The following is a 12,123-nucleotide window of genomic DNA, read 5'->3' as shown; positions in this document are numbered from 1 at the left end:
AAAGTCTAAGAACTTATTTTGGGATTGTGAGAAGGGTTGAAGTGCCTCTTTTTAAGTCTGCTTAAAGATGCCGGATGGATTCCCAGATAAGTGGCAATATCTTTGGATTTTACCCTTAAAATCAGTTTGGAATCCTGGTTGAGAAGATGCAGATACCTTTCCTCAGGAGTAGAATGAAGAAATACGTAGTAATTTTTACAGACTTCCTCAGTCATATTTTTCCAGAACATCATCATCAGGGCAGCTACATTGGGATATTCACGGATGGTATTTTCAAGATCCGGATAATTGAATAAAAATAATGTGGTTTCCTCCAGTGTTTCATAAGTAAGGGATGAAGAATACTCCAGAGAAGCAGTCTTTGTAAGCCCGTACACATTGTCTTCGTGCAGAAGCCATACGGTCCGGTCACTTTTATCATAGCCACGGATAAGTCCTTTTGAAATGATCCCTACCTGATTACTTTTTTCACCACGGGGTAAAATTATTTTATTGGTGGGATAGCTTACGATCCTGATCATTTCTGTAAGCTTGTCCCGATCTTTTTTGTTTAAAAAACTATTTTCTTCGAAATATATTTTGATGAATTCTTCGTAATTCATATTGTGTTTTTTGTTTAATTTATGAATTTTAATTTAAAAATTTATTGAAACTATTTTTTACATCTTATTATCATTCAGTATGCAATTTTCTATACTGAACGTAAATAGTATTCCACTTCCCCAAACAGCATAATCATTCCTCATGGGAAAATATATTTACTGATTATAAAATAGGAATACGCCTTAAAATACGCTGTTTTTCCGTTTGGTTTTCCCACTCAGATCTAATTGTTTGACTATACAATTTACTGATTTTCAAAGAAATGTATGTGGTTTTTTTTATAGATTTTATTCTATGCTGCCTGCTTTATTAACCTTAGCAAATAAATCATTTAACCTAAGTTAATAAACCATGATTAAGCCTTTTATTATAGGTCTTTATTTTTCATAAAATCATAATTTAGACTAATTAAATCCTAATACCATGAGAAATAATAGAAATATTTTCGTAGTGCTGTTTATTTTTATTATGATAAAAACAGCAGCTCAGATGGGTATCAATACTGCAGTTCCGGAAGCGATGCTTGATATTAACGGAGATCTTCGGGTACGGGTTGCAGAGCAATGTGAAGGAGGTTCATGTGCGGATTCTATCCTTGTAAAAACTGGCGGTGGGTATGTGCAGACCATTTCAAAACAACAGTTACTGAATCAGAATATAAAGTCGTATGTATCCGGTGCCGGTACCGATGGAACTATACTACTGTCCCTATCAATACTTTCAAACTGGTTGAAAGTAGGATTCGACAGAGAAATTATTGATGAAAATAATGATTTTGATGTGGGAAATTACACATTTACGGCACCCGGAAAGGGAATCTATGACATCTATGTTCAGCTGAAAGCCTCTTCTCTTGTTGGAGTAGGAGATTTCGGAGCAGGAATTTTTGTTAAAAGAGGAAATAATCCTCCGGAATTGATTGCAGACGAAAGCTATCTGAATATCAGTCTATTAAATGTAAACGTTTCACCTCCCACAAGAAAAACCCAGAATATTGTGGCACTGGATGCGGGTGATCAGGTTTTTTTCGGCGCAAGAACCAGCCTTTTGTCTTTAGAATTGCTGGCTGGAAGTTCATCCTTTTTTTCAATTTATCAGATCAAATAACAAAATGCCCGCTCATCATGAACGGGCATTTTGTTTACTGGGTGTAGCCATTCTTTTTGGCCTGATCAAGGATTGATCTTTCAATAGCTTTTCCAAGATCATCGGCATCTGTACTGCCTCTTTTTTTCATTTCAGCATCAATGTATTTCTGACGTTTTCCGGACAGTTCCTCAATTTCCTTCTGGATTTTTCCCCGTTCGGTAGATTTTACGGCAACCGCTTTTTTAATCTCTTCTTTGCTTTTACCTTTCAGTTCGGCGGGAAGTGCATCGTCTTTAACGGTAGCAATAAATCCGGCATCTTTTTCAGCTTTGTCTACAAGGTCCCAATGATCATTTTTGTAAGCATTCTTTTTAGACTTGGCAACGGTTCTTTCCACATAATTGGATACGGACTGTACTTCTGCATTCTTGTCCTGAGCTGCCTGTTTTAGCTTATATTCGGAGCCATGACTTCCGTAGTAGATGTAGGTGTCATTCAGTTTTGTATTGCATTCTGAAATTCTCACATCATAAGGCGTTTCAATATAAATCACCTTCCTGTCACTGTCGATATTGAAATATTTTCCGCCGCCGAGAACAGAGCCGTTCTGCCAGAAAGTTTGGATTCCTTCCTCTTTGCTTCCGCAGAAAATAGTATTGGTGTAGATGTTTTTACTCTTGGCTTTGGAGATCACTTCTTTGTAATTTACCCTTCCCTGGTCAAAAGGTTCATTTCCTGCAATGTAGATCAGTTTCATGCTTTTTTCGTTGCCGTCCCAGTTCAGATTCATGGAAGCATCCCGGATCACAGCACCGCAGTATTCGCTGCCGCCATTGGTTCTCAGGGCGAATAATTTTTCAGAAACCAAATCAAGATCCTGTGTTAATGGGGCTACCTGGCGGATGTAGTTCTCATCATGAATCCCGTCATTACCATACTCATAAAGCGCAATTTCTATCTGAGGAGCCTGTCCGTTATACTTTAATGTGGTTAATGTATTCACAATATTCCACAGCCTTGATTTAGCCTGATCAATAAGGCCGTCCATACTGTTGGACGTATCAAGAAGAAGGGCAACCTGAATTTTATTGTCTTTTGACGGAGTGGGTATCTTGGGTATAGAAGCATTCTGTACCAATGTTGCTCTGTCTGTTGTTGTGCTGTTTGAACAGCGGATGTCTGAAAAACTGCCTGAGCTTAAAAAAGCGGTTGCAGCTGTCATTGCTAAGATTTTTAAAGTTGTCATATTATTTTTTTTATTGGTTATCTGCTGTAATATTGAATCTGCATGTCTTTTGGATACTTCACTTCGTAAGAGAAATTAATCTTGTCCGAACTTCCGCTGCCGATGTTTCTGGTCCAAAGAATGCTTCCTGTTTTCCCGTCAAGGCTTCCGTTGCCTATTTCTAAGGCTTTGACCTGTATTTTAGAATTTTCGCTGATCGGGAGCTGATCAAGGATTTCCAGTTCAATATTTTCTTTTGTATTGTTTCTGATAATGATTTGGAAAGATTCTGTTTCCCATTTATTGGTGTTAAAGTTCTTTTGGGATGTTTTGTCTTCCAGTTTAATCCTTTTTACGGTGATTCTTTCATCTACACCCAGGGAAATCGGGAATTCATCTTTTACATAATGGCTGGTGATATTTGTTTTTCCGATATAATTATCTTCAAAATAAATATTGGCTTCTCCCGAGATCAGATTGAGGTTCTGCCAGTTTTTAATAAAGGCCATCAGGAACACCTGATTGTTCAGTTTCGGAACCGTGTGGTATTTGTAGGTAGCGTCAATCTGTTTTTTATCAAGGATGACATACTGTTCTTTTTCCTGACTTACTATGGTTTGTTCGTAATTAAGTTCATAAATAACGTTCATCTGGCTGTCCGAAACAGTAGCTACCGGAATCTGGCTTTGCGAAATAGCGGCATCCTGTCTTATCTGGTAGGAATTCACTTCTTTTGTAGCAGCTTTCAAACTGTAGTTGGCGGTTTCAGCCCGTTCATTGTAAGGAGTGTATTCAGCAACGTAAAGAGGAGAAAGAATAGGTCTGTCCTGATTGTAAGATGGTCTGTAGGTAGAAACAAAAAGCTTTACATTTTTCCAGTCCTGTCCGGTTTTTTGATAGATTTTTCCTTTGTAAACCATTTCGAGTGGTTTCTTCACAGATTCTGCCCGCAGATCATAAGACGGTATCCAGCCTGCATCAGAAACGATATAACTTACTCCCAGATTGAGATTGGTTTCGCGGTCTGCAAGGATTTCCAGAATAAGTTCTTTTCTGTTGGTATTTTTGTGGGTCTGCTCTTCTGCGTATTGCTTATTAATCTTAGCAATACCTTCGTCTAAAACAGCTTTTTGCTCATTCAAAATAAAAACCTGATTATCTATTTCCAGCATTCTTTTTCTGTAAAATTCGGTTAGCTTAATCAGTTGTTCCTGCGGAGTGGATTTATCATTGGTAGAGACTTTTAAATTGTCATTAATGATGTTTTGTTCACCCGTTAGATTTTTAATCTGAATATTCAGCAGATTAACCTGTTTTTGCAGTTTCTTTCTCTCATCATCCAGTTTCTTTTCACCTTCGGACAGATCTTCCGTTTTCAAAAAATTACTTTGAGGCGTTATAGAAAGAAGAGTCGTGCTTTTTTCAAGATTGATTTTGTAAGTATTCTCATCCAGATTATTGGGAAGGTTAATGATTCTCACCTTATTTCTTCCCTTCTGAAGACTTACATTGGTGCTTCCGAAAACTTTGGCTCCCTGAAGAAATACAGTGGCCTGTTTTACTTCAATTTCTTTTTTAATTTCCTGTGCCCGTAACAGGGAAACAGAGAATGTAATGAATAGTATTAAATAGCGTTTCATAGTATATTATTTTAAATTCCTGTAGTAAAATTATCCCTATTTAAAGCTCAGAATCCGGAGACTTGGTGAAACCCTGCTTTCACTTGGTGAACTTAAATACCGGGGCTAAAAAAGAAAAACAGCCCTTTCGGACTGTTTCTTAAATCTGTTAATTTTAAAGGATTTCGTATCTTGTTTTGATACTGTATTTAAGTTTGATATTCTCAATATTATCAAAAGAAAAATCTACCGGAGCATCTGCCGCCTCAAGCCGTACATTGCTCATGCTGCTTTTATAAGCTGCGGGAAGAATCATATCGCTGGTATAGTCTTCAATTTCGATGATCTCAAGAGGTGCGCCGGTCTTTTTGCCCATGCTTTCCAGAAGATAATCTGCCTTTTCTCTGGCTGCTTTTAAAGCATTGATCTTCACTGTTTTCTTGAAGTCGGCGATTTTTGTATTCTTCACTTCTGCAATATTCAGGTTGCTTACCCATTTCTGATTCAGATCTTCGAATAACTTACTGATATTGGCTTTTGTACTGGCTTTGAACTGGTAGCTTTTTGTGAACTTTCCGTTTTTGGCGTATATATTCTGGTACATAGATTTAAACTTAATGTCCTCGTTCTTTACGCCGGAATTTTTCAATGTTTCAAACAGTTTCTTTTCATTGTCTGCCAGATCGTTTTTGTTATCCGCTTTAATGCCGATGCTGAAGATGATCTCATCCGGTTCCACTTCCATTTCTGCAATACCTGTTACTTCAATAGCATTTTTCTTTACTTCCTGTGCATGAACAAAACTTCCCAGAGTAAAGATTCCGATTAATAAAAAATGTCTCAATTTCATAATTTCTTGTTTTAAATTCTGGAGTAAAATTACGGCGATAGGAAACCCGGAATGAAGAGACTTGGTGAAAGAAGCTTTTCACTTGGTGGATGGCTGGAAAAAGGCGGGATTCCTTTAACACTTGCCTTTTAAAGCGTTTTGAAATTAAATTTTAAACCACCCGTATCTTAATCAATAACCCTTGTCAAAATTCAAAACCTTGACAAGGATTGGTCCTTCAGTTCTGCATTCAGTCCCAAAACTTATCTTTTGATTTTAAGTTTCAAATTGTCCGTTGTACATTCCTGAAGGTACAGAACTGGGTGAAATAAGGTTTTGACTTGGTAAAGAATAGAAAAGGATACATAAAGTTTTAGTTACTTTGCATTAAAGATTTGAAATCCGTGAATTTAATTGTGAAAATATTCTTCATCTTCATTCTTGCTGCAGGAAATTTCTGTACAGCACAGGATTCCACGCGGGTTACCCAAGCCTACAAATCTGCTGCGAAGCTGAAAAAAGCGGTGGATAATAATGATGATAAAGGAGTTGCCGACACCTATGTAGGAATTGCCAACAATTACTATAATCAGGGAAACTATGCCAAGAGTGAAGAGTTTTTGGTGAAGGCCAGAACTATTTATAAAAACCTTAATGATAAAAAAAATCTGGAATCTGTTACCCGGAAAATTGCTCAGTCACAGGAAAAGCAGAACAAAATAACTCCGGCAATCAGCAATTACAGCATGGCTGCCGAGATAAGCTACAGTGAAAAGAGCAGGGCAGTGAATGCCAATGATGTGGCAAGACTTTCTTCTCCTACTGCCGAACAAAAAGAAGAAGCCATTCAGGATAATATCAATATAGGTCTTAAAACAAAAGATAAAGGCGATCTTGCAGCCAGTTACAGCCAAATGGCAGATGTGAATATTCAGCAGAAAGATATTCCCAAAGCGGAAGAAAACCTGAATAATGCTTATGTGATTTCCAAGAAAGAAGCCCCTCAGCAGGCGTTGGAAATCAATCAGAAACTGACCAATTTTTATGTTGAAAACAGGAATTTTGATAAAGCCATTGAAGCCAAAAAAAGCGTCCTGAAAGAAGATTTTGTTAAAGAAAATTCTCAGGAGAAAGTCAACCAGATTCAGGAGCTGGCTGATATTTATATCAAGAAAAATGATCCCCGGGAAGCTGTGGCTCTTTTAAAAAATGCCTATGGAATTGCCCTGGAAAAAGGCCATACCATGGAAGCTCAGAAAAGTGTCAAGAAACTGGACAGCCTTTATAATATAGCAGGAAATACGGACGCATCGGTTTCGCTGTACAGAGATTTTCTCGGAAAGCTTCCGGATCTTGTATCCAAAGACAGAAGCCTTGTAGACAATAAAATACTGGAAGATACCGAACAGAGAATTTCCCAGTTGGAAAAAGAAAAAGAATTGAAAGATGCGCTCATCCGAAAGAAAAATGTATTTAATTACAGCCTGATCGGGGTTTTGGTTCTGTTAACCGGGCTGGTCATCTTTATTTTCAGAACGCTCAAGAAAGTTCAGATTAAAAACAAAAAAATAGCCTTACAATCGTTACGGCGTGAAATGAATCCGCATTTTATCTTTAACAGTTTAAACAGTGTCAATCATTTTATTGCAACGAATAACGAGTTGGAAGCTAACCAATATCTTACGAAATTCTCCAAACTGATGCGGGGCGTCATGGAAAACTCTGCCGAAGATTTTATTCCTTTTCAGCAGGAGCTGGATCTGCTTCAAAATTATCTGGCTTTAGAAAAAACACGTTTTGCCGATAAATTTGATTACGAAATTGAGGTAGACGAAAGCCTGAATATGCAAAGCCTCAAAGTTCCCGGAATGCTTATTCAGCCGTTCTTGGAAAATGCGGTATGGCACGGATTACGCTACAGAAGCGACAAAGGATTTTTGAAATTGAGTTTTACAAAAGAATCTCAGCATTTGAAAATCACCGTTGAAGATAACGGAATAGGCATTGAGGAAAGTAAAAAACAGAAAACCGAGCATCAGAAGACCAGAGAAGGCCGCGGAATGAAAAATACGCTGGAAAGAATCAGCCTGCTGAATGACCTTTACAAAAAAGAAATCACCTGTTCTATAAAAGATAAGGAAGACGGTGCCGGGGTTGTAGTGAATATAAAAATCAATCTTTTTTAAACCGTTTAGAAATGAGGAAATATATATTCATAGGGATGATGATCTTTTCATTTGCCGGTGTTTTGCAGGGGCAGGAAATCAACAGTGTCCGGTTTGAAAATATCATAAAAAGCTTAAAACTGGATAAAGTTAAAATTAAAGAAGAATTCTGTACAGAAAAGAAAATGCCGAATGCGGAAAATGCCTATATCGCTGTTCTGCCTATTTTACAAGGAAAAGAAGAAGAGGATTTTTTCGTGATCCGGAATTATATTGTGATCACAGATGAAAAGGGCGGAATTAAAAATCAGTATTTTGATCCGGTTGAAATTACTTCAGATGCAATTATGTTGAGAGGCTTAACGATTGATACTGGCCTGTACAACATTAGCAGCGAAATCCGTGCTTTTGGTTTGAAAGTGTACGTTCAAAACGGCAGCCAGCCCAATCCTTATTCTTCAGAAACGATCTCATTGTATTATCCTGCAGCGCAAACCCTTAAAAAAGTTTTAAATGAATTTGAATTAAGCCGTTACAGCGGAGAGTGGGATACTAGATGCACCGGTGAGTCCGATGATGATCATTCTGTAATTATGATGGACAAGACAAAAACGAATCATTTCACAGATCTTAAAATCAAAACCATTTCGGTCAACAGGAAAACCAAAGAAGTAAACGGAGACTGCAAAGAAAATGAAACCTCCAAAACCTCCTACCGCATCTTAAAATTTAAAAACGGCAAATACCTGTAACCCGCACCCCGTAACCCGTAACCCGCATCTCGAAACCCGCAACTAACAACTCACAACCTACCATCTAATCCCCCAAAAAATGAAAATAAAATCCGTAATCATAGACGATGAAATCATTGCAAGAGAGGTTCTCAGAAATTATATCACAAAATACTGCCCGCAGGTTGAAATAGTTGGAGAAGCAGAAAATATCAAAGAAGCCGTTCCTCTTATTGCTGAAGTGCAGCCGCAGCTTGTATTTCTGGATGTGGAAATGCCTTTCGGAAACGCTTTCGATGTGCTAGAGGCTACCAAAGACTTTTCCTATGAAACCATATTTATTACGGCGTTTTCCCAGTATTCCCTGCAGGCACTTAATAAATCTGCAAGTTATTATATTTTAAAACCAATTGATATTCATGAGCTTATTCTGGCGGTGAATAAGGTGGCGGAAAGCCTTGAAAGAAAAGAAGAGCTCAACCGGAATAAAATTCTTCTGGAAAACTTAAAACTTAAACCTGAAAAGCAACAGCTTATTTTACCTACACTTCAGGGATTTGATGTCGTAAAAACCGAAGATATCCTGAGATTGCAGGCCGACGGAAATTTCACCCAGGTTTATCTTACGGACGGATCAAAAAAAATGGTCTGCCGGTTCCTGAAGCATTTTGATGATTTACTGGAAAACCCTTTTGTAAGAGTTCACAGGTCCCATATCATCAATGCAGGATTTGTAAAATCTTACCATAAAAGTGGTACTGTAATGCTTTCGGATGATACGGAGATTGAAGTTTCCGGAAGTTTTAAAGATAATTTTCTGAAGGTCTTTTCCTAGAATTATTATTTTTAAACAGAGCTCAATGGAATATAAATAACCTGAGAGTTCAGGATAAGAGATTAAGATTAAAAGATGGAAGATGGAGGATGGAAGTTACTATTGGATGGTAAGTATTTAACAATTTCTTTTACATGTATTGAAGTCGTTTTAAAAATATTAATAAAATACCCCTGCATTTCTATCTTTGGACTTCAATAACTTCCATCTTCAAGCTTCTGACTTCCTTACCTCATGATAAAAACTGAAATGTCTTAACGCGAACTCAGGTTAAATAAAAGCCACCATTCAATTTAAATTAATAATTGAATGATGGTCTTTTTAAAACCTAAATTATAATGAGAATTCTGTTGAAACGGGAAAGATTTAGTACTGAAAATTTATAGTTCAGTTTGAAGAAATATAGTTTCTGCGAACATTCCTTCATCTATTCTTTGTACTTTCTTCTGAGACACCGATAGTATTTGTAGAGCCTGCCAAATTAATCTTTAATGAATTTTTGCTGCCCTAATGTACCTGCTTTATCATATAGCTTGATATAATAAACACCTTTATCCAGTTCGGAAACATGTATTTGCTTTTCTTTGCTATGCAGTACGTCTGTTTTTACGATTTGTCCCAAAGTGTTATAGATCTCATACTTGATATCACCACTCTTAATAGTATGCTCAATGGTAAAAGATTTTTTTACAGGATTAGGGTAAATTTTAAAATTTTCAGCCGCCTTCGTTTCATTGACACTAAGATTGCTGCCCTGGCCTGCTAAAATTGACTGATTAGCCGTGGAATTATAAGCGTAGGATTTCACGGTTAGACTTCTTGCGTTGCCTGTTTGCGAAAAATTCACTAAAATCCAGCCATAATAATTAACACCGTTCTTGATGAACCGTACACCAATGTATTTATCTCCCAGGCCCAAAAAATTGCTATCAGTTGTAGATTCTCCTATAAAAGGTTCAGGTTGTGAAGAACCCCATGTTTCAGTATTTCCAATAGTCTCGTTGGAAGAAAATGATTTTACAAATCTTCCTCCGAATGCATTAGTGGTTGTGCCTTTCAGTGCTATTGCGGAATTAAAATTTCCCGGAACCAAATGCATAAACCAGCCTTGAGGGCCCCAATCATCCCATCTATAACTGTATTCTCTCATTCCGTCGTTATCGAAATCTATACTGCAAAGCTGAAAACCGCTATCGCCGGCTGTCATAGTTGTGGTACAATCGGTAATGTCAGTATAAACGATTTGTGCATTAACATGAGCTAAAAGAGCGAAGAATAAGCTCAGTGAGAGTATCCTTTTCCTAAAGATTTTCCGGATTAAATCTGATAAATTGAAAAAAAGTAGAGTTTGTTTCATAATAAAATTGTTTTTGAATTGTTTTATAAATTTATATTAAATTATCTCATTTGTATATTAATAATTCAATAAAAATCAATATTTAACACAAATTAACATAAAAATAATGTTAAATTAAATTGAAATTCGCACAAGTAGCAATTCGTTGTTTTTCAGAATTTCTACGTCCCCAGTTACTTTGCACGAAAATTTTAACAAGCTAAAAAGTAAAGGGTTGAAAAAGCGAAGGAGCGAAATGGCAAAACATCAGACTTGTCAATCAGCTTATTACCTCATCTGCCTTTCTGTCCTTTCTCATTTTTGCATCTTAGCCTTTTCGCCATCTCAGCCATCTTCGCCTTTCAACCATTTTGCCCTTCTACATTTTTTAACTTCCTTTGCATGACAATTGATACGATATGGAAAAAGCAGTTCTGATCACCATCGGAGACGAGATCCTTTCCGGGAACACCGTGGATACTAATTCTAATTTTATTGCTACCGAACTTAAAAATATCGGGATACAGGTTACCCGGATTTTTACAATATCAGATGAAATTGATACCATTAAAGACACCTTAAAAACGGCTTTTGAATTGGGTGAACTAATCATAACCACCGGAGGCTTAGGCCCGACAAGAGATGATAAAACCAAAAAAGCACTGGCAGAGTTTTTCAATGATGAAATTGTATTGGATGAAGTCACATTCAACCATCTTAAAAAATATATGGAAAAGCGAGGCCGTCTGGATATTCTGGAAAGAAATAAAGAACAGGCTTTTGTGCCTTCCAGATCTCTTGTTTTTCAAAACCACTTTGGAACAGCTCCCTGCATGATGATGGAACAGAACGGAAAGCTGTGTTTCAGTCTTCCGGGGGTACCTTATGAAGTCAAACCTTTGATTAAACATCAGATTGTTCCTTATTTACAGGAAAAATTCAGTCTTAATTATATTCATACCCGGATTGTTTCCGTGGTGGGAATTCCTGAAAGTATTCTCGCAGACACCATTGAAGACTGGGAGCTTGCACTTCCCGGAAATTTCGCATTGTCTTATCTTCCGGTAGGCACCCGTGTAAAACTGAGATTAACGGCATCAGGAGATAACGAAGAAGCCCTGAAACTGCAGGCAGAAGATGAGGTTCAGAAGCTGCTTCCGCTGTTGGGAGATAAGGTTATTGCTGTATCTGAGGATAAAATAGAGAAAATTCTGGCAGAAATTCTTACCGAAAGAAAGCTGACTATTTCCACGGCAGAAAGCTGTACCGGAGGAGAACTGGCCAAAATGATCACTTCTAATCCCGGAAGCTCAGCCTATTTTATGGGAGGGATGGTAGCCTATGCTACGGAAAAGAAAATTGATATTCTGAAAGTTTCCAGAGCAACGGTAGAGCAGTTTACCGTCGTAAGTGAGCAGGTGGCAGCTGAAATGGCAGAAGGATGTCAGAAACTGTTTGATACAGATATTTCCTTGTCTACAACCGGCGTTGCGGGCCCGGGAAGGGGAGAGGACGGGAAAGAAGTGGGAACGGTTTTTTATACCATAAGAATTAAAGATCAGGAAGTTACTTCAAAACTGTATCTGCCTCATTTGGAAAGACTTGATTTTATGGATTTTGTTTCCCAGAAAGTTATTCAGGATGTGGTAAGCCTTCTGATAAATGCTTAAAATTCTTTTTGTTTTTTTAAT

At 37.4% G+C, this 12,123-nt stretch carries 10 protein-coding genes; 5 read left to right on the top strand and 5 right to left on the bottom strand.

Annotation, left to right across the window (positions count from 1 at the left end; all coding sequences use genetic code 11):
• Positions 1–5: 5 nt before the first annotated feature.
• Entirely contained in the window at positions 6–602 is a 597-nt protein-coding gene (locus ACM46_RS18390) for a Crp/Fnr family transcriptional regulator (protein ID WP_048508145.1), read from the bottom strand.
• Positions 603–1,026: 424 nt separating this feature from the next.
• Between ACM46_RS18390 and ACM46_RS18385 the strand changes: the two genes are divergently transcribed.
• Complete coding sequence (locus ACM46_RS18385; protein ID WP_048508144.1) at positions 1,027–1,710, top strand: hypothetical protein; 684 nt, start codon at positions 1,027–1,029, stop codon at positions 1,708–1,710.
• 34 nt (positions 1,711–1,744) lie between these two features.
• On the opposite strand, the gene ACM46_RS18380 is transcribed toward ACM46_RS18385, so the two are convergent.
• From ACM46_RS18380 to ACM46_RS18370, 3 genes are all read right to left on the bottom strand, one after another.
• Entirely contained in the window at positions 1,745–2,938 is a 1,194-nt protein-coding gene (locus tag ACM46_RS18380) for a VWA domain-containing protein (RefSeq protein WP_048508143.1), read from the bottom strand.
• Positions 2,939–2,955: 17 nt separating this feature from the next.
• Complete coding sequence (locus tag ACM46_RS18375; RefSeq protein WP_048508142.1) at positions 2,956–4,557, bottom strand: DUF4139 domain-containing protein; 1,602 nt, start codon at positions 4,555–4,557, stop codon at positions 2,956–2,958.
• A gap of 154 nt (positions 4,558–4,711) precedes the next feature.
• Complete coding sequence (locus tag ACM46_RS18370; RefSeq protein ID WP_048508141.1) at positions 4,712–5,386, bottom strand: SIMPL domain-containing protein; 675 nt, start codon at positions 5,384–5,386, stop codon at positions 4,712–4,714.
• Positions 5,387–5,781: 395 nt separating this feature from the next.
• On the opposite strand from ACM46_RS18370, the gene ACM46_RS18365 reads away from it, so the two are divergent.
• The 3 genes from ACM46_RS18365 to ACM46_RS18355 all read left to right on the top strand — a co-directional run bounded on the left by ACM46_RS18365 (position 5,782) and on the right by ACM46_RS18355 (position 9,096).
• On the top strand, positions 5,782–7,551 hold the full coding sequence (locus tag ACM46_RS18365; protein ID WP_241486053.1) for a histidine kinase: 1,770 nt from the start codon (positions 5,782–5,784) through the stop codon (positions 7,549–7,551).
• An 11-nt stretch (positions 7,552–7,562) separates the two neighbouring features.
• Positions 7,563–8,282: a PA3715 family protein gene (locus ACM46_RS18360; RefSeq protein ID WP_048508139.1), complete on the top strand. Its 720-nt coding sequence runs from the start codon at positions 7,563–7,565 to the stop codon at positions 8,280–8,282.
• Between the two features lie 79 nt (positions 8,283–8,361).
• Complete coding sequence (locus tag ACM46_RS18355; protein WP_048508138.1) at positions 8,362–9,096, top strand: LytR/AlgR family response regulator transcription factor; 735 nt, start codon at positions 8,362–8,364, stop codon at positions 9,094–9,096.
• A gap of 481 nt (positions 9,097–9,577) precedes the next feature.
• Here the strand turns inward: ACM46_RS18355 and ACM46_RS18350 are convergent, their stop codons facing one another.
• On the bottom strand, positions 9,578–10,453 hold the full coding sequence (locus ACM46_RS18350) for a T9SS type A sorting domain-containing protein (protein WP_083997454.1): 876 nt from the start codon (positions 10,451–10,453) through the stop codon (positions 9,578–9,580).
• 398 nt (positions 10,454–10,851) lie between these two features.
• On the opposite strand from ACM46_RS18350, the gene ACM46_RS18345 reads away from it, so the two are divergent.
• Complete coding sequence (locus ACM46_RS18345) at positions 10,852–12,102, top strand: CinA family nicotinamide mononucleotide deamidase-related protein (RefSeq protein ID WP_048508136.1); 1,251 nt, start codon at positions 10,852–10,854, stop codon at positions 12,100–12,102.
• The last annotated feature ends 21 nt before the right edge of the window (positions 12,103–12,123 follow it).

The organism is Chryseobacterium angstadtii (genome assembly GCF_001045465.1).
GTDB classification, from domain to species: domain Bacteria; phylum Bacteroidota; class Bacteroidia; order Flavobacteriales; family Weeksellaceae; genus Chryseobacterium; species Chryseobacterium angstadtii.
Note: the sequence above shows the minus strand (reverse complement) of the source record. Positions and strands in the feature narration are given on the sequence as shown.